Source organism: Porphyromonas somerae, assembly GCF_022845615.1.
GTDB lineage: Bacteria > Bacteroidota > Bacteroidia > Bacteroidales > Porphyromonadaceae > Porphyromonas_A > Porphyromonas_A somerae.
In genome coordinates this window covers 2,437,440-2,457,571 of record NZ_AP025559.1, presented here as the reverse complement: position 1 = coordinate 2,457,571, position 20,132 = coordinate 2,437,440, and the positions used below count along the sequence as shown (strand labels likewise).

The 20,132-nt window shown below is 44.6% G+C and carries 11 protein-coding genes and 1 pseudogene; 11 read left to right on the top strand and 1 reads right to left on the bottom strand.

Going from position 1 to position 20,132, the window contains the following annotated elements; genetic code table 11:
• Positions 1–1,009: 1,009 nt before the first annotated feature.
• Genes MWL85_RS10345 through MWL85_RS10325 form a run of 5 tightly spaced genes read left to right on the top strand, consistent with a single transcriptional unit; the run spans position 1,010 to position 9,524 of the window.
• Positions 1,010–4,420: a SusC/RagA family TonB-linked outer membrane protein gene (locus MWL85_RS10345; RefSeq protein WP_244400651.1), complete on the top strand. Its 3,411-nt coding sequence runs from the start codon at positions 1,010–1,012 to the stop codon at positions 4,418–4,420.
• A 22-nt stretch (positions 4,421–4,442) separates the two neighbouring features.
• Positions 4,443–5,984 (top strand): RagB/SusD family nutrient uptake outer membrane protein, encoded by a 1,542-nt coding sequence (locus tag MWL85_RS10340; RefSeq protein WP_244400650.1) that lies wholly within the window; start codon positions 4,443–4,445, stop codon positions 5,982–5,984.
• 15 nt (positions 5,985–5,999) lie between these two features.
• Positions 6,000–7,109 carry a zinc-binding metallopeptidase gene (locus MWL85_RS10335; protein WP_244400649.1) on the top strand — a complete coding sequence of 370 codons (1,110 nt, stop codon included), beginning with the start codon at positions 6,000–6,002 and terminating at the stop codon, positions 7,107–7,109.
• A gap of 16 nt (positions 7,110–7,125) precedes the next feature.
• Entirely contained in the window at positions 7,126–8,406 is a 1,281-nt protein-coding gene (locus MWL85_RS10330; RefSeq protein ID WP_244400648.1) for a DUF4302 domain-containing protein, read from the top strand.
• 5 nt (positions 8,407–8,411) lie between these two features.
• The gene (locus tag MWL85_RS10325; RefSeq protein ID WP_244400647.1) at positions 8,412–9,524 is read left to right on the top strand and encodes a BACON domain-containing protein; all 1,113 of its coding nucleotides are present in this window, start codon (positions 8,412–8,414) and stop codon (positions 9,522–9,524) included.
• 85 nt (positions 9,525–9,609) lie between these two features.
• Here the strand turns inward: MWL85_RS10325 and MWL85_RS10320 are convergent, their stop codons facing one another.
• Positions 9,610–10,896 carry an ATP-binding protein gene (locus MWL85_RS10320; RefSeq protein WP_244401881.1) on the bottom strand — a complete coding sequence of 429 codons (1,287 nt, stop codon included), beginning with the start codon at positions 10,894–10,896 and terminating at the stop codon, positions 9,610–9,612.
• A gap of 201 nt (positions 10,897–11,097) precedes the next feature.
• On the opposite strand from MWL85_RS10320, the gene MWL85_RS10315 reads away from it, so the two are divergent.
• The 6 genes and pseudogenes from MWL85_RS10315 to MWL85_RS10290 all read left to right on the top strand — a co-directional run bounded on the left by MWL85_RS10315 (position 11,098) and on the right by MWL85_RS10290 (position 20,129).
• A complete protein-coding gene (locus MWL85_RS10315) occupies positions 11,098–12,312 on the top strand; it encodes an ISL3 family transposase (protein WP_244400646.1) in 1,215 nt (404 codons plus the stop codon).
• 237 nt (positions 12,313–12,549) lie between these two features.
• Positions 12,550–14,307, top strand: coding sequence for a single-stranded-DNA-specific exonuclease RecJ (gene recJ / locus MWL85_RS10310; RefSeq protein WP_244400645.1), 1,758 nt, complete (start codon positions 12,550–12,552; stop codon positions 14,305–14,307).
• Complete coding sequence (locus MWL85_RS10305) at positions 14,267–16,210, top strand: RecQ family ATP-dependent DNA helicase (protein WP_244400644.1); 1,944 nt, start codon at positions 14,267–14,269, stop codon at positions 16,208–16,210. The genes recJ and MWL85_RS10305 overlap by 41 nt, the downstream gene beginning before the upstream one ends.
• Before the next feature lie 520 nt (positions 16,211–16,730).
• The gene (locus MWL85_RS10300) at positions 16,731–18,833 is read left to right on the top strand and encodes a S46 family peptidase (RefSeq protein WP_026161637.1); all 2,103 of its coding nucleotides are present in this window, start codon (positions 16,731–16,733) and stop codon (positions 18,831–18,833) included.
• A gap of 162 nt (positions 18,834–18,995) precedes the next feature.
• Positions 18,996–19,145 (top strand): annotated as a pseudogene (locus tag MWL85_RS10295) (helix-turn-helix domain-containing protein); the annotation flags it as partial.
• A 252-nt stretch (positions 19,146–19,397) separates the two neighbouring features.
• Complete coding sequence (locus MWL85_RS10290) at positions 19,398–20,129, top strand: toxin-antitoxin system YwqK family antitoxin (protein WP_244400643.1); 732 nt, start codon at positions 19,398–19,400, stop codon at positions 20,127–20,129.
• Positions 20,130–20,132 lie beyond the last annotated feature (3 nt).

Here is a 20,132-nt window from a genome sequence, read left to right as displayed (position 1 = left end):
CTTAGTTGCAACTCAACTTTTACCCTCCTACCAAGAAGAAAATTTCCATAGAGACTCTAAGGGGTTAAACTAACTGTTAGGGAGTTGAAGAGCTGGGTATATCATTCTCAGTATAGCTTAATCATCATATAATCGTCAAAGAAATTCATTGGAGTATTATTGGGGGAAGGACCTCGGTAGAGGTCCGTGTTAAATAGGCACACCTATGAATGCCCTACGGCAAGACCTTCATAATGCGTGAACAAATTCATTGTGGATAGAGGTGTGAATAGAGTGTGCAAAACTTCTTGATAACTTTTGGGCTAAAAAATAGGTATTCTCAATTAATTTCTTACTACAAAAAGGTTGGAGAATCACAATAGTTATCACGAAAAAGTTACCAACTAATTACACACACATTCCCCAACACCCTCACCCCCTATCATTAGCTCTCTAAAAGTTATCCACAGGATACTATAACGTTATTCACATAGATGCTTCTTTTCTGAGCATTATAGGGGGAAAGGAGTGTGGGTAAACTGTGAATAGATTGTGGATATCGGTGCAAAGCAAATACATCGCATTGGTCATAGCTTCGTAACTTCACCGTAGCTTTTACTCTACTCACACAATCCACAAGCTTTATCATATTCTATTACCATCTAAACAAAATCCTATCTATATATCCCCTTCCCCTACTCTCAACCATATATATAAATAGAATAAAGAGGCGTGTGGAAACGGTGGAAAACCTCTGCAGACGAAAGTAGAGAGCACTGGGATAAACGGTATTCTATCCTATTCACTTTTTCCAATTTCTATACGCTTTAGTTATACATTAAAAATAAACCAGAGATAACCGACCTCTATTTCCCCTGAGATTTTAGCGTTTTTTTTTTTTTTTTTTGCACAAATTTGGATATAAGAAATATTATACCTATATTTGAGTTCTTAAGTATTCTGAGGACTGTGAAAAGACCTCTTTAACCTGAATAATTAAAAGCTAATTAATAACTTTTTTACTGAATTTATGAGAAGAATAGAACGCAAGGCTTGGCTACTTCCAATAGCCTGTTTTCTGCTCCCCGTCGTAAGTAACTCATCTAATGAGCTACTTGCCAATGACGAGAGTTCGAGCAAAACTTCAGTGGAGGTACAAGCTAAGACCATTACCCTAAAAGGGGTGGTACTCGAAGCTTCTAATGGTGAGCCCATACCTATGGCTACCATTCGTATCAAAAACCAAAACAAAGGAACCAATACCAATCTCGATGGAGAGTTTTCACTAGAGTGTAAGGTAGGTGATGTCTTAGTTATCTCCTTTGTAGGACTAGAGGAGCAAGAGTTTACCGTGAAAAACGCAGGCCCCGTCACCATCAAGCTCAAAGAATCCGCCGAGATGCTAGAGACAGTAGTAGTGACAGGTATGGTTGCTCAAGATAAACGTCTATTTACAGGAGCTACAGATAAGCTAGATGCAAAGGATGTCAAGCTAGATGGCGTTGCGGACCTAAGCCGTGGTCTTGAGGGAAGATCAGCTGGTGTAACGGTTCAAAACGTGTCTGGTACTTTTGGTACAGCTCCAAAGATTAGAGTACGTGGTGCCACTTCTATTTATGGTGATTCAAAGCCTCTATGGGTAGTTGATGGTGTAATTCAGGAAAATGTGGTGGAGGTAAGTGCCGATGCTCTTAGCTCGGGAGATGCTACCACATTGATCAGCTCTGCGATTGCAGGGCTTAACCCTGATGACATTGAGAGCTTCCAAATTTTGAAGGATGGTAGTGCGACTTCTATTTATGGTGCCAAGGCGATGGCAGGTGTGATTGTGATCACTACTAAAAAGGGTAAATCGGGTACGAGTAGCTTTAGTTACACGGGCGAATTTACCTCTCGATTAATTCCATCTTACAATGAATTCAATATTATGAATTCTCAAGACCAGATGGGTTTTTACGAGGAGCTACGTCAAAAGGGATGGCTTACTTTTGCAGAGACTTTCAGGAGTAGCACCTCTGGAGAGTATGGTAGAATGTACCAACTAACTCACCAATACAATCCTACCACTGGTCAGTGGGGACTGCCTAATACACCTGAGGCACGTGCTGATTACCTCCGTGCTGCTGAAATGAGGAATACTGACTGGTTTGCGGAGCTTTTCTCACCAGCTGTAATGATGAATCACTCAATCAGTATGAGTTCGGGTACTGAAAAAAATCAGACCTATGTATCCCTCTCTGTAATGACTGACCCAGGGTGGATGGTGGCAAGTAATGTCAATAGGTATACCGCTAATCTCAATAATACTTATCACTTCAGTGATAAAGTGAATATCAATGCGATTGCTAATGTCTCTTATCGTAAGCAGAAAGCACCAGGTTCACTAAGTCAAGGTACGGATGCTGTGAATGGTACAGTATCAAGAGACTTTGATATTAACCCCTATTCGTATGCACTCAATACGAGTAGAACTTTGGATCCTAACGTAGCTTATACCCGTAACTATGCTCCATTTAATATCCATAAGGAGTTGGAGAATAACTATATGGATCTAGATGTATTTGATGCTAAGTTTCAGGGCGAAATAAGTTACAAGCCTATACAGAGTCTTACTTTTAAGGCACTTGGAGCATTTAAGTATTCTGGTACAAAACAGGAGCATAAGATCAAGGATGGCTCCAACCAGGCTCTTGCCTATCGTGCAATGGGGGATGCTACCATTATAGATCGGAACCCATGGCTATACACCGACCCAGATAAGCCCAATTCACTACCATTTAGTATACTTCCTAATGGTGGATTCTACAACATCAATAACTATAAGATGTACAGCTACGACTTCCGTCTATCAGGCCAGTACAATACAGTATTTGGTGAGAGCCACATCTTCAACACTTATGCTGGTATGGAGCTCAATGCTCAGGATAGGTCTAGTGATGGATTTGATGGATGGGGTATGCAATACTCCAATGGTGAAGTACCTTTCTGGGAATATAATGCCTTTAAGCACATGAAGGAGGGTAATTCAGATTACTACTACCTATACAATACACGTGTACGTACACTAGCTTTCTTTGCTACGGCTACCTATTCTTATCAAGGTAAGTATACATTGACTGCTACTGGACGCTATGAGGGTTCTAACCGTTTGGGAAAAACGCGTAAGGCTCGCTGGTTGCCTACTTGGAACGTTGCAGCCGCTTGGAATGCTCATGAAGAGGATTTCTTCCGCGATCACCTTTCGGATGTGCTTTCTAACCTAACGCTTAAAGCATCTTACTCACTGACTGCAGATGCAGGTCCACGCTGGGTAACCAACTCTCGTGTGATCATTGGAAGCTATAATCCATGGAGACCATCGGCAAGTGTAACTGAGTCGGGACTAGAGGTGCGTAACCTAGAGAATAGTGGACTTACCTACGAGAAAAAGCACGAGCTCAATGTGGGTGCTGATGTAGGTTTCTTGAATAATAGGATTAATCTAGCTGTTGACTGGTATAAGCGTAATAACTTTGACTTGATCGGATATACCAATACTCAAGGAGTAGGTGGTGAAGTTAATAGAATCGGTAACGTAGCCTCTATGAAGAGTCACGGTCTAGAAGTTTCCCTATCAACTCAAAATATCAAGACAAAGGACTTCGGCTGGACTACTAGCTTTATCTTTGGTTACAACTCCAATGAGGTAACCAAGCTAGATAATCGTAGTCGTGTAATTGACTTCATTACTGGTACTGGATTTGCTCGTGAAGGTTACCCAGTTCGTGGACTTTTCTCAATTCCTTTTGATGGACTTGATGACGAAGGATTCCCCGTATTTAATATCAATGGGAATAAGATTACAAAAGACAATTATGGTGCTATCAACTTCCAGGATCGTGAGAATATCGATTACCTGAAGTATGAAGGACCAATTGATCCTACTATTAATGGTAGTTTGGGTAATATCTTTACCTACAAAGGCTTTCGACTCAACGTATTCATTACTTACTCAGGTGGAAATAAGTTGAGGCTTAATCCTGTATTCAGAAGCTGGTATAGTGATCTAGACGCTACACCTAAGGATTTCCAAGACCGTTGGATGGTGCCTGGTGATGAAAAGATCACCAATATACCTAAGGTGCTTTCTCAACTAGATGTGTACTATAATGGTAATAGCGACAGAGGTTACAATGCCTACAACTACTCTACAGCTAGGGTAGCAAAAGGTGACTTTGTACGTCTTAAGGAGCTATCACTCTCTTACGATGTACCACGTGACTTCTTAGAGAGCCGCTTGAATTATCTCAAGAGTGCTTCTGTAAAGCTTCAAGCTACCAATCTGCTACTTCTCTATGCTGATCCAGAGCTGAGAGGGCAAGACCCAGAGTTTTTCCAATCAGGTGGTGTGTCTGCTCCTGTACCTAAGCAGGTGACCGCTACGCTAAGACTTGGTTTCTAATCGTGATAGAATGATATTTGATATGAAAATAGTAAATAAAATAATAGCTACTTTATCGCTCTGCTCCCTAGTAGCCCTATCTGGATGCAATAAGTTTCTTGATACTATGCCAGATATGCGTGCAGAGCTTGATGAGGAGCAAAAGGTAACGCAGATACTTGTGGCTGCTTATCCCACACTCTTTCCTCTAGGAATATTGGAGCACCGTACCGACAACGTCGATGATAATGGAGATGCCTATCCACTTCCTGATATCTTTATCCAAGAGAATTATCATTGGAAGGGCAATACAGAGCCCGATTGGGATACCACTCAGAGACTTTGGCAGATGTGTTATCTAGCCATCTCCAATGCCAATCAAGCCCTAGAAGCTATTGAGGAATTGGGAGGTGCTACCACCCCTAGGCTCAAAGCCGCAAAGGCCGAAGCCCTAATGTGTAGAGCATATAGTCACTTTATATTGGTCAATGTATTTTCACAAGCTTACAATGGGCAGACCTCAGATTCTGATCTTGGTATACCTTATTCTACTGAGCCTGAGACTGAAATCGGTGTGAAGCATGAGCGTCCAAGCGTAAAGGAAAACTATGAGCAGATGGAGAAGGACATTCTAGAGGCACTCCCCGAAATATCCGAAGACTTTTATTCGGTACCTATGTACCACTTCAATAAGAGAGCTGCTCTAGCATTTGCTACACAGTTTTACCTCTATTACGAAAAGTGGGATAAGGCCGAGAAGTATGCTACAGAGGTACTAGGTACTAATATTGTACCTACTCTGCGTAATATCTCGGAGTATGCCAAGAAATATACCAATACCAAAGAGTGGACTTATGGCTATCACAGTGCTAAAGAGCCAGCCAACCTAATGATCGTGGCTACTCGCTCTCGCTGGGGTAGGAGGTACACGGATCGTAGGTATGCACATACTGGTCAGATCGCTAGTAAGCAGACACTTCGTAGCCCTGGTCCATGGGGTAGCCAATTGATGGATTATGATGTGCTCTACTACAGAGGCAATCCATCGCACATGGTGTGGCTACCTAAGTATCAGGAGATATTTGAATACACAGATGCTGTAGCTGGCATTGGCCAGCCTCACGTAGTAGTATTCCCATTCACTACGGATAAGATCTTACTCCTCCGAGCTGAGGCTAGAGTGATGCTTGAGAAGTATGATGATGCCGCTAGCGATCTATCTATGTGGTATCAATCTAAGGGTGGAAATGGTGCGACGACCAGTGATATTAAGAGTTATTACAAAGGTTTGATGGAGGATCCGGAAGAGGTGAGCCCAGTGACGAAGCCACTACATCCTAAATTTGAATTGAAGGAGGGTGATCAAACTTATATGATGCAAGCGGTATTGCATGCCAAGCGTATCCTTTCTGTACATAGTGGCGAAAGGTGGGATGATATCAAGAGGTATGGTATAGAGATTACCCACAATCTATTCCAGGAGAATCCTATCACCTTGAAGTCAGATGATCCTCGAAAGGCACTTCCTATCCCTGCCCCAGTAGTGGCAGCTGGACTAACTCCTAACCCAAGTAACAATCTCTAAATATTTAAGTGTGTTATGAATAAACTAATTAGTAAATATACTTGGTCGGTACTACTGATAGCCCTTATTAGTATGATAGCTATGGGCTGTAAGGGTGACCAACCTGATGAAAATAAATCGGTCGTAAAGAAGCCCACGACGGAGAAGAACGCCTTTGATAAATGGTTGGATAAAAACTATGTCAATGCCTATAATGTAGACTTCAAGTATCGTATGGAGGATAATGAGCGGGATCGCTCAAAGCAGCTAGTCCCCTCAACCATCGAAAACTCAATGAAGCTGGCCAACATCTTCCGCCATTCATGGTTTGGTGTCTATGATGAGGTAGCAGGCATGCACTTTATGCGTCGATTGGCTCCAAGAATTATACATATCGTAGGCTCTGCATCGTGGAATAATGATGGAACCATCGTCTTGGCTACTGCTGAGGGGGGTCTTAAGGTGACCATTTATCGTGGTAACTGGGTGAATGAAAAAAATCCCGACAACCTCAACGAGATGTACTTCAAGACTATGCACCACGAGTTTACTCATATCCTTCACCAAAATGTCAAGTGGCCACAAGAGTATAATACCATCAGTGCAGGTGGTTATGCCCCTTCTTCTTGGCACAATCGTAAGAAGATGAGTGAATATGCAGAACTTGGCTTTGTGACGGCATATGCAGGCCACTCTCCTAGCGAGGATATCACTGAGCTCACAGCCTGCTATATTACCTATAGTCAGGAGCAGTGGGATAAGATATTCAAGGCTGCTGGTGAAGAAGGTAGTGCCAAGATTCATCAGAAGCTAGAGATTATGAAGACCTATATGAAGGATAATTGGAATATCGATATGGATGTCCTTCGCGACGTCAATAATCGCCGACTTCATGAGATCCCACAGATGCAATTGATCCTTCCTGATTGGGAGCCACTATTTGCCAATGTAGAGGTGCCAATGGCTGCTCCTACCAAAGCTGCTCAGGAGGCCTACTATAAGGCAGGTAGGATAGCACTTGAGAAGCAAATAAAGGTAGAGCCTAAGGACGCTAAGTTTGGTTCTCCTACCCTATGTTACATAGCTACTCAGATGGGTGATCATCTTGAGGACGAAAGCACAGAGGCAGCTACTTCTAACGATTAAAACAATCAATTGACCTATGAAACGATTTAATATATATAGTTTGATGGCGGCACTATCACTCTTGATACTGGGTGCTTGTACGCCAAAACATGAGTCACTTTTCGACGAGTCCGCTAGTGAGCGTACTGCCAATGCTATGGCCGCACTTCAGGAGAAGCTACTCAGCTCTCCAAATGGCTGGATAGCCGAATACTATCCAGGTGAGCCAAGTGGTGAAAAGCAGTACGGTGGCTATGTGATGAGCATCATATTTACCAAAGATGGTGAAGCATTTATTTCCTCCGAACGAACTAGATCTAGCGATCATAAGTATTCGCGTGGTCAGTATGTAGTTAGTTCGGATGCAGGTGTGTCGCTCAACTTTGTTACCTACAATGAAGCACTACACTTCTTCGCTGACCCAGATTATCGTGTAGGGGCAGGTGTAGGTTTTGGCTATGAAGGTGATTTTGAATTCCTTCTAAAGGAGGAGACCACTCCCGATGAGATCATTTTAAAGGGCAAGAATAAAGGACAGATACTAAAGCTTATCCGTCCAAAAACCAGCTCTGAGGATTATCTTGAGGCCAGTATGAAGAGTTATGGTCAAGTCTTTGACTGGAATTTAATTGAAGAGCAGGTCAAAGACTCCTACGCAGGTAAAGTAGGTGGTAAAGATATGGTGCTGTTCTTTGATAAAAACAATACCTTTTACTACATCAATGACGAGGGCAATGAGGTGATTGTTCCCTTTATTCCTACCGATAAAGGCATCAAGTTTCAATCGCCACTTAATGGTGTTACTGAGCTCACCTACGATGCCAGTACTGCTACCCTCAATGCCGAGAATACCTCTCTCTCTCTTAGAGAAGATCCCAATTACAAGTACTATGCAGAGTATCTTGGTGAGTATATCGTGAAGGATTCTAAGCATGAGTATAATGTCACCTTCGAAAAAGCAGGAAGCACTAAGTATAAAGTTACATGCCCAGATTGGAATTACTACTTCTATGCCAACTTTGATGCAAAGAATAGACGGTTCGCAGTCTATGTCCAGGAGATTGAGTCCAAGCCTGGCACTAAGCTAGCTATGTGGGATACTACAGAGGGATATCTTACATGGGGTAATGAGGAGATCGGTATGTACTCAAAGCAAATTGAGACGGCTGATGGCTCTATTGCCTATAAGCTGGTAGACAACAAGGTTTGGGGCTCATATAAGGCTGATTCCTTCTATCTGCGGGATGTTAAAGGAAAAAAATTGGACAAAACTCTCAAACCTAATAAGATTATTAGACCTATCTTTATTAAGAAGTAATGAATATGAAGAAGATAATTAATATAGCCAGTATAATTCTCTCCCTCATCGCTTTGATAGGGCTTTCTACTAGCTGTAAGAAGTCCAATGAGAGTGAGATAAATCCATTCAACCCTGCTGAGATTGATCTTCAAATAGTATCTGCCGATGTGGAGTACCAAGCCATCGGTGGAGTGGGGACAATCAAAATGAATAGCAGTGATTTCACTATCTCCTGTGAAGAGTCTTGGCTTACTGCTAAGAAGGTGGGCGATAAAATAGAAGTGACGGTCACTCCAAATGAGAGCCCAGAGCTTCGTACTGCTCTATTGCTCATTAAGGAGTTAGATGGTAAATCTGGAGTGTCTGCTACCCAAAGGGTTTCTATCAGCCAATTTGGTACGCGGAATATTATGGATGCTTCACCTATCTTTATGGCGCTTGTAGGTGGTAAAGTCTCTTATGATATTTCCCAAGTGGTAGATCCTATTACCGTTACACTACCCGATGGTGCTGATCAATGGATCAAGTATACGATCCATGACGGTATACTCGAGATAGAGGTATTACCCTCAGGTAAAGACCGTAAGGGGACCATCAATGTATCTGCAGGTGTTATGAAGTTAGCAATACCAGTAACGCAGCAATTGCAGTATGCTGATCTTATAGGTGACTACAATGCACATTATTGGTTAGAAATTGACTGGACCGAGCGAAATAAAACCTGGACCCTTAGCCCACTCGTAGAGAATGAGAGCTTTATTCTCTCAGGGTTTGGTCTTGATTTGATTGTCAATTATGACCCTGCTACACGTACTATGACTATTCCTTGTGGCACTCACGATCTAAAGACCAATCCTAGTGGCTATTTCTTGGCTGCTTGGGTCGGATTTGAGTTCGGTTCAGGTAGTCTATGGGGTCATGGTGACTTCTACTTTGAGTCACCACTCAATACGGATTCCGATACCCCTCAGTTCCATTTTGTATTCAAGACGAAGGGTAAAAAGTATACAATCAAGATTGATGGTAAGGAGACTGAGGTATTCCCTAAGGGTATGATAATATGGAGTAATGATGGTCAGCTAAAGCTTGCTGATAAAGACACTCAGCTCTTTGATCTCACCCTCACTAAGAAATAAAGGACGATCATCCTTTACTTTGTAATTGTTTGTTTAGGTACCCACCTATGGATTCGTCCGTAGGTGGGTATCATTGTTTATAGAGTTAATCTTTAAGTGTGGCAATTGGGATTACTTTGACACCGTCTGCTCGTGTGTAGGCAATTTCTCCGCCGGTCAATACGATCATCAGGTCGGGTAGTCTTAGTGCATTTCTACCCATTTCTTCGTTTTTGCGTTGAATCAATGATTTCAATTCAAGTAGGTGTTTAGCACCCTCATCTATATCTCTACTTCCGAGTTTACACTCAATAATTGCGTATCTACCGTCATTAAGATGCAGTACAGCATCTGCCTCTAATCCATACCGATCATGGTAGTATGAAACACGGCCACCCATAGATTGACTATAGGCTTTTAGATCCCGCATACAAAGTGCCTCAAATATAAATCCGAACGTATTCAGGTCTAGTTCGAGTGTCCTTGGAGTAGCACCAAGTGCTGCTACAACTATAGAGGGGTCGGTAAAGCATCTTTTTTGGCTAGTACGGATAGAGGAGGCAGATCTAATTGCTGGCGACCATGCGGGTATATCGTCTATGACAAATAACTTCTCTAATGCAGATATATAGCTATCAAATGTGGAGAGCGACGTCCCCTCTCTCTCCACGGTTATATCCGCGAGCATAGTAGATTTTTTGGCAAGAGTACATATATTCCTTGCGTAAGACCTGAGTATGAGCCTTGCCAATGTGGCATCTCGCTGTGTGTTATCTACCCTTGAGATATCCTCCTCACAGATGATATTTAGATAGTCTGTGGCTATGAGTAGCTTTGCATTATCGCTCATATTTCTAAGGGATGCTGGCCATCCGCCTCTGCATGCCGCGAATATCAGCTCTTCAATAGAAAGTGTTGAGCGTGCCCCATCAATATCGTAGCTAGGATTATCAAACAACTCTTTTAGGGAGACCTCTCCAGAGGATTCAAGTGACTCAAATAAACTCATCGTATGCATAGGCATTTTAGATATCCTACCTGTACCGCTATGCATTATTTCATGGCTATCTACTACTGTTGAGCCAGTAAGGATGAATTGGCCTGTCTTATTTCTTTCATCTACAGCGTGTCTCACAGCATCCCATAATGATGGCGCCACTTGCCACTCATCTATCAGTAGGGGAGCTTCACCATAGAGAAGAAGAGATGGTTTGGTGCGTGCTGTTTCTAGGTAGCCAACCCTTTTATCTGGGTCTTGCATCTTAATCACACTATTGGCATGCCGTATGGCAGTAGTTGTTTTTCCACACCATTTGGGCCCTAATATCTGAACTGCTCCAAATGCTTCTAATCTTAATTCTAGCTCTTTATCTGCGATTCTATCTAAGTATATTTCCGCCTCATCCGATATTCTGCGTGATGGGGTGACTGTATCACCTTGAGACTACTGCGTCAGCCTGTATACACCAATCATCTTGCGGGATGAAATCCGCAAGATATGGGCGACGGAGTCTTTTTTCTCTTTGATAATTTGAAAGAAAACTGGAAATCCATTATAATTGAGCGAATCATCCACTAAACGCTTAATTACACAATGGATACCAGTTTTCTACGACATGTATATGGTCTTGTTGGAGTCAAATGTACTGCTACACACTACAAAACTAACAAAATAGTTTTAGATATAGAGTATTCTAAAACAAAAAAGAGGTGCCCGTGCTGCGGGGAATACACTCTCGTGAAGAATGGCTACCGGTATCGTAATATCCATGCGCTACCAATTGGTTCTACCAAAACCATATTGCACATGAAAGTACAAAGATACAAATGCAAAGAATGCGGAAACGATGATTACGAGAGGGTCAGCTTTGTTAAAGGCAATAGGTCGTACTCTAATCGCTTTGCCAAGTACGTGGTTGATTTGCTAAGGGCAATGACTATTCAGGAGGTTTCAAAAAGGCTAGGTGTTAGTTGGGATGTAGTAAAGGATATTCACACAACCTATCTTAAGAGACACTACAGCAAGCCCTCCTTACAAGGGGTGCAGTGCATAGGTATTGATGAGTTCGCTGTCCGAAAAGGACATGTTTATAAGACAATCGTAGTGGACCTAATCTCAGGAAGAATCCTTCATGTTGGCGATGGAAAGGGGGCGGATGCTCTTACAACGTTTTGGAAAAGGGTAAGGAAGAAGAACGTTCAGATAAAGTATGTGGCGACAGATATGTCATCAGCCTTCTCTAAATCAGTACGTGAGAATACCCCTGATGCCATACACGTATTTGACCACTTTCATGTCATCAAGCTAATGAATGATACCCTTGATAAAGTGCGAAGAGAGTTAGTGGCAAAAGAGGTGGACGAGGGAAAGAAAAAACTAATCAAAGGAACAAGATACCTCCTACTTGCCAACGGGGAAAAGATGATTGATGAGAAAGGGAGAACGAAGCTCCAGAAAGCACTCGCAATGAACGAACCCCTCTCTCAAGCCTATTACCTCAAGGAGGACCTGAGAGAAATATATAATCAACGAACCATTAATGAAGCAGAGGAAAGATTAAACAGCTGGGTCTCAATGGCATTAGATACAGATTCAAAACCTCTAATCTCATTAGCAAATACAATCAATACAGCTAAAAAGGAAATACTCGCATGGTATTATGGACGGCTATCAACGGCCAAAGTGGAGGGTATAAACAATAAAATTAAAGTGATGAAGAGAAATGCTTACGGATATAGAGATGATGACTATTTCAAACTTAGACTTTTTGCACTACATGACTGCCGTATCACACGAAATGTCGGATGAACCATATTTCCTTCATAATATTGCCCTATATTTTGTAGTTGTATATTTCAATGCAAATATAGTGATTATCTATTACTTACAACTTCTGTTACGTGTTTTTGGGGCATTCCATTACGTGTTTTTGGGGTGTTTTGATACGTGTTTTTGGGGCAATCCGTTACGTGTTTTTGTGGTGGAGGGGGTAGGTAATGGGGAATAAGGGGGAGAAAATAGGTTACTTTTAGTATCTTTGTATCTATGGATTTAGTTTGGAAATATGAGCCATTGGGGAGCGAGGAGCAGGAGATAGCTGAGGCGTTGTGCCGAGATGCTAAGCTTCTGCCTTCGACTGTGGAGGTGGTGATGAAGCGAGGCATTCGCAGTAGTGAAGAGCTCTCTAGCTACCTTAAGCCATCGCTTAGAGAGCTCCATGATCCCTTCCTGATGCCTGATATGACCAAGGCTGTTGCCCGCCTAAATAAGGCGATCGGCAATAAAGAGAAGATCATCGTTTATGGCGATTATGATGTGGATGGCATCACCGCCGTTACCCTAGTTTATAAGTATCTGCGGTATATTACCACGGCGATAGAGTATTATATTCCCGATAGATACGAGGAGGGGAGTGGCATCTCACGGCAGGCGATTGAGTATGCTCATGAAGCGGGTGTGAAGCTGATGATTGTGCTCGATTGTGGTATCAAGGCCAATGATATGGTGGCGTATGCCAAGAGCCTAGGCATTGATATCATTATCTGCGACCACCATGTCCCAGATGACGCCCTTCCCGAGGCAGTTGCCAACCTCAATCCTAAGCTCAAAGGCTCCCCCTATCCCTTCAAAGAGCTATCTGGCTGTGGGGTAGGGTACAAGCTGATGCAGGCCTTCGGATTGAGCAATGCCACCGATAGGCGCCTTCTGGATAATATGCTCGACCTTGTGGCGGTAAGTATTGCTGCCGACTTGGTGCCCCTAGTGGGGGAAAATCGGATCCTCGCCTATTATGGTCTGAAAAAGCTCAATCGCCGACCCTCTCTCGGCCTTAAGAGCATTATCAATGTGAGTGGCTTGCAGAGCAAACAGCTCGATATGAGCGATATCATCTTCAAGATTGGTCCTCGCATCAATGCCTCAGGGAGAGTGCAGAGTGGTCGAGAGTCAGTGGACCTGCTACTGGCACGCGATGCCAAGGAGGCACGCGAGATGAGCTATCATATTGATGAGTACAATAACCAGCGTCGGCTAATCGATCACTCCATCACACAGGAAGCCAATGATATCGTGGAGAGCTTCACAGATATGGAGGATCGCAAGATCATCATTGTCTACGATCCTTCGTGGCACAATGGCGTGATAGGAATTGTGGCTTCGCGACTTTCGGAGCGGTACAATCGTCCCACCATCGTCCTCACCGATACCCAAGACGATCGCGTCAATGGTTCCGCCCGAAGTGTGATGGGCTACGATATCCACACCCTTTTAGAAGCCAATAAAGATATCCTCGATAACTTCGGTGGTCACCCCTTTGCAGCAGGGCTCACGATCCAAAAGAAGTACCTCCACCAATTTATCCAAAATGCTACTCATCAAGCCGATGAAGAGCTCACGATGGAAGATCTCCAGCCCCGCCATGTCATCGATTATCCGCTAGAGCTATCCGATATTACCCCCAAGCTACGTAGGCAATTGAGGAGCCTTGCCCCTTATGGGCCGGGCAATGAAAAGCCTCTCTTCATGACTCGTGGTGTGGTGAGCGTTACCCCTCCTAGATTGATGGGCTACAAAAAGAGCCACCTCAGGCTGATGATCTCCATGCCCAATGAGATGCCTATCTACCAAGCCGTTGCCTACAATCAGGCAGAGTTGCTTCCCTTGATTGCTAGCGGCCGGCCCTTTGATATCCTCTATTCCATTGAGGAATTTCAGCGGAAGGGTCGCTTCGCTGTGCAGCTCTATATCGTCGATATCCATATAGATGGTAGAGAGAAGTGCGATGAAACCCCAGCTATCCACTGACGCCACCCCCCTTGATACCCTAAAGCAATATTGGGGCTATGACCGCTTCCGCCCGATGCAGGAAGAGGTGATCAATAGTCTACTCGAAGGGCACGATACCCTCGCCCTGATGCCTACTGGTGGTGGCAAGTCCATCACCTACCAAGTACCTGCTTTGATGTGCGAAGGGGTGGCCCTAGTCATCTCCCCCCTTGTGGCACTGATGAAAGACCAAGTCGATGGCCTCCGAAAGCATGGTATCCGTGCCGGCTACCTTCATAGCGGGCAGAGTAGGGGAGAGATGCTGGCAGTGCTAGATAATTGTACTTTTGGTTATTACAAACTCCTCTATGTCTCCCCTGAGCGACTCACCAATGCCCTCTTTCTGCGTCGGTTAGAAAGTATCCCCATCTCCTTTGTAGCGGTCGACGAAGCCCACTGTATTAGCCAGTGGGGGTACGACTTTCGTCCGCACTATACCCGCATCAAGGAGTTCCGCCAACGCATATCCCACCTTCCCTTCCTCGCTCTTACCGCTACCGCCACCTCTCTCGTGGTGGAGGATATCAAGCGACAGCTACTCTTCGAGGAGGGGAGTCGCTTCTTCAAAAAGAGCTTCCACCGCCGAGCCCTCACCTATGTGGTACGACAGACAGAGGATAAAGCTCGGGAATTGGTACACATCCTCTCCAGTGTTGAGGGGAGTGCCCTCGTTTATGTGCGAAGCCGTAAAAAGACCAAGCAGATCTCCGACCTCCTCAATTCCTTTGGTCTTAGTAGCGATTACTTCCATGCCCTCCTTCCGCCAGAGGTCAAGGCACGTAAGCAAAATGCGTGGCAGTCTGGCGAAGTGCGGATTATGGTTTGCACTAATGCCTTTGGTATGGGTATCAATAAGGAGGATGTGCGGGTAGTGGTACACCCTGCACCCCCTCCTTCACCCGAATTTTATTACCAAGAAGCGGGTAGGGCGGGAAGAGATAATCAACGTGCCTTTGCCGTACTTCTCTATGAGCCGATACGTGATGAGCGATACCTGTGGAATATGCTCGATAGAGAGTTTCCGCCCGAGGAGACCGTAAAGCAGGTGTATGATACACTCGGCAATTACTTCCAACTCGGTGTGGAGAGTGGGGAAGGGGCAATCTATGAGTTCGACCTCTTCCACTTCTGTACTCAGTACAAAATTCCCAGTCATGTAGTTACCGCATCGCTAGCCATACTACAGCTCTCGGGCTATATGGAGTATTTAGAGAATCACGATAAGGCGGGCCAATTGATGATTACCACCGATCGCAATCAGCTCTACACCCTGTTTGATGAAAAAGAGTCTCTCTACGATGACCTCCTTGAGTTCCTGATGCGTCGCTATACCGGTCTATTTACTGCCTATAGTGCTATTGACGAGCGAGAGATTGCCAGTGCACTAGGCATCCGAAGGGAGCAGCTCTATTTCCTTTTGATTAACCTCAAGCGATGGCACGTGATAGATTATATCCCAGGCAAAATAAGTAATTATATCTACTACATGGAGCAGCGGGTGCCTGCCAAACAACTGATTATCCCAAAGGAGATCTACCAAAGCCGCTACAACGCTGCCCGCGAACGTGTGGAGGCAATGGAGCAGTATATGACCACTTCCGACTGCTGTAGAGCGATGCAATTGGTCAGTTACTTTGACGAAACCAATCCCCTTCCTTGCGGTTATTGCGACTACTGCCTCAGCCATCCACCTAAAGGACTTTCGTACAAGGTTATTGACGAAATAGAGGATTACCTCAAAGCCGAAGGGAGTACCTCTCATGAGCAATTACACAACCAATTTCCGAAGCTCTCGCCCGACGAACTACAGAGTGCCATCGAGCACCTCAAGGGTGAGTACCACACCATTGTGGTAAAAGATAGCACCATCACCTACCTCTAACCCATCCCAACACCATTGATTGTTTTGGTGCCTTATCGGACAAGTCGGACAAGTCAGACAAGTCGGACAGGTCGGACGCACCCTCTCGGGTGCTCCTTTTGTACCTTATTGGCGGGCTGGGTGGGTCCGATAATATCGTCTGATAAAGTCCGACAAAAACCTCTTTCGTAACCCATTGATATACAATGTGCTATATGCCTGCTTTTTTAGATGCAACTAAGCAAATGCTTAGTTGCATCTCGGCAATTGCTTAGTTGCATCTCAATTTTTGCTCCGCTACCACATGGTTTTGAAGTGGCAGTTATTCAGGTTTTCTTTTAGGACCTTATCGGACAAGTCGGACAGGTCAGACAGTTCGGACAGTTCGGACGCACCCTCGCGGGTGTTCCATTGGTGCCTTTTTGAACTCCGACTTGTCCGACTTGTCCGATAATAGCACCACTAAAAATGTGTGGTACCTCGCTGAAAATAGTTAGCTTTGTGGTACAAGATAAATATCACATTTTTTTATTGACTAACGATGAAACAACTACGACTATCCCTAGCGATGGGTCTCTTACTCCTTCTTGCCCCAATGGCAAAGGCAGATAAGGGAATGTACTTGATCAATTCGATCAAGCAGGAGAATATGGATCGCATGCGTGAGCTCGGACTGAAGCTTTCTCCCGAGGAGCTATTCAGCGCCGATGGCAATAGCCTCTCTAGTGCTGTGGCGATCTTTGATAACGGCTGTACCTCTATCACGGTATCCAATCAAGGACTACTCTTTACCAACCACCACTGTGGTTACCGCTCTATCCAGAGCCAGAGTAGTGTGGAGCACGACTACCTGAGAGATGGTTTTGTAGCACACAATATGGCGGAGGAGCTTCCTATTGAGGGGCTAGAGGTGAAGTACCTCAGAGAGTTTGTGGATGTGACCGACCAAGTGACCGAAGGTACCGAAAATATGACTGATGAGATGGCTCGTATTCAGGCGATTCAAATGGCAAGTAGTCTTTTGGTAGCCAAGTATGCCGATGACCCTCACACCGATGCCGATATCTACTCGTTCTACGAGAATAATAAGTTTTACCTAGTGGTCTACGACGTCTTCACCGACGTCCGTATGGTATTCGCTCCACCTACATCTATGGGTAAGTTTGGTGCCGATACCGACAACTGGATGTGGCCACGCCACACCAACGACTTCTCGGTATTCCGTGTCTATGCCGATAAGGATAATAAGCCAGCCGACTACTCAGCCGATAATAAGCCCTACCAACCTCGTCACTTTGCCAAGGTATCGATCCGTGGTATCGAGGAGGGCGACTATGCTATGACCATTGGCTTCCCAGGAAGTACCGACCGCTACCTCAGCTCGTGGGGTGTAGAGAATCGTATCGTGAATGAAAACGAACCTCGTATCCTCGTACGTGGCATTAAGCAGGAGATTTGGATGAAGCACATGAATGCTGAGCAAGCCATCCGCATTCAGTATGCTAGCAAGTATGCCGGCAGCTCCAACTATTGGAAGAATTCAATCGGTATGAATAAGGGGCTCCGTCGCCTCAATGTGGTAGAGAATAAGCGTCAGATAGAGCGTCAGTTCAGCGAGTGGGTAGCAGCCGATGCTGCTCGTACAGCCAAGTACGCTGGGGTATTGGATAGCTTGCGTATTCCACTTGAGGCAATGGGCAAGCTCTTCTACAACTTCACCATCCTTTCTGAAGCGATGAGTGGTACCGAGTTCCGCTCCTTCGTGGCGATGCCTTCGCCCGATATGGCAGAGTTTGATGCCGATGCCCTCTACAAGGACTTCAGTACCAAGGTAGGTAGAGCTACTCTTCCAGCCATGCTCAAGGTAACTAAGGAGCAGGTAGCCCCTGAGTACTTGCCTAGCATCTTTAGCGAGATCGAGAGTAAGTTTGGTGGCGATTATGAGGCTTATGCACAGTATGTCTATGATAATTCTGTAGTGCTCCACAAGGATCGTATGGTAGAGGCACTCAAGAATTATGAGCTATTTGCCAAGGCACACGATACCGACCCTGCTGTGGTGATCAGCAATAGCTACAGAGATGCATTGATGAAGCTATATGGCGAGATCAATAACTATCAATATCAGTATGCCAAGGGGCGTCGCCTCTTTATGGCTGGCCTGCAGGAGATGAGTGATGAGTACCTACCTAGCGATGCCAATTTCACCATGCGTCTCAGCTATGGTTCGGTGGGTGGCTATCGCCCTTATGATGGTGCTTACTACGACTATTATACCACTGAAGAAGGGGTATTGGAGAAGCAAGATCCTGAGAGCACCGAGTTTGCAGTGCAGCCAGAGATCCTTGATATGATGCGTAATAAGGAGTTTGGTGAGTATGCCGCCAAGGATGGTCATCTACACCTCTGCTTCATCAGCAATAATGATATCACAGGTGGTAACTCTGGTAGCCCTGTCTTTGATGGCGAAGGCAATGTCATTGGCCTAGCTTTCGATGGCAACTGGGAGGCGATGAGTGGCGACATTGAGTTTGAGCCAAATCTTCAGCGGACCATCAGCGTAGATATCCGCTATGTGCTTTGGGCTATCCAGCACTGGGGTAAGGCCGACTACTTGATCAATGAGCTAACCCTTGTGAAGTAATCTAAGTAATTATTGAATAGACCCTGGTGACAGGCGTTACGCATTAGAAGGTTCTTACCATATAGTTTTTAGTGGGGTGTCTATGAGCAAGGACCTCGGCAGAGGTCCTTGCTAAATAGGCACAGGTCAAGGCACGAAGTGCCGAAGACCTGTGTATAGATGAGACTGTTCCTTTCCCCTTGCACCCTGCAAGACTATCGGGACAAAAACATTATCCCTTACACCCAAATCGCAGGGAAAATCCTCTATCGGCTCTCAGACATAAACAGAATACTGAGTGAGAACTATGTCAACAGAAACCTTCATCGGTAATGATGTAGGTCTTCCTTTGTTTTTATCCATTGTTTTGGTCAGAGTATCGCAAAAAAATTCTATCTTTGCCATTGAGTATCTGTGTATGCTCTTGCCTCTTGATAAAAGAGGCAGGATATTTTCATATATGCTCGAGAGCAGAGAAACTTAAAGCAACAAAGGACAAAGGAAGCGAAGCACATAGTTTCACGTTTATTAAACAGGCAATGAAGCAAAAGTAACCAATTAAATAATTGGGCATTCTATTATAATATGAATCGATATATTCTCTTTTTCTTCTCGCTGTTGCTGAGCCTTTCGGTATCGGCTCAAAAGGTGATTCTAAGCGATGAACTCTTACCCCTATCGGGCGAAAACAATACGACAGTTTATTTCGAAAAGGACAGCCGACAACCCTTGCAGGGAGAGTGGCGTATCAAGCGGGAGCTTGACGAAGAGACTATTTCCTTTTCTAACGGACTGATGGATGGCAAGTACCACCGCTATCGGGATGGTGTACTGAGAGAAACGGGAGCGTATGACCAGGGGAAAAGAAATGGGGTGTTCACGGAGTACTACCAAGACGGCAAAACTGTCAGCAAGATTACCCCTATGAAGAAGGGCAAAATCGATGGCTGTGTAAAAACCTATTTCAAAGACGGTCGTTTGGATTTGGAGAAAGAATACCAGGAAAGTGTGGAAAACGGCTTTGAGAAGCGGTATGACAGCCAAAACGGTGCTCAAATACTTGAGACCCGTTGGGTGAATGGGAAGAAAGACGGGGTCGAGTGGAAACTTACGAAACAGGGAGATGGCGTTGAAAGCAAAGTCACACGAACTTATCGCATGGGCGTGCTACATGGGGCGTACAAAGAAGAAGTTTTGCGCAACGGAAATCCGATTTTGGTTGTAGAGGGACAGTATGCCGATGGAGAACGTTCGGGGGTATGGAAAGAGTACGACGCCACTATGAAGACGACAAGAGTACTAAGAAATAATCATTGAGAC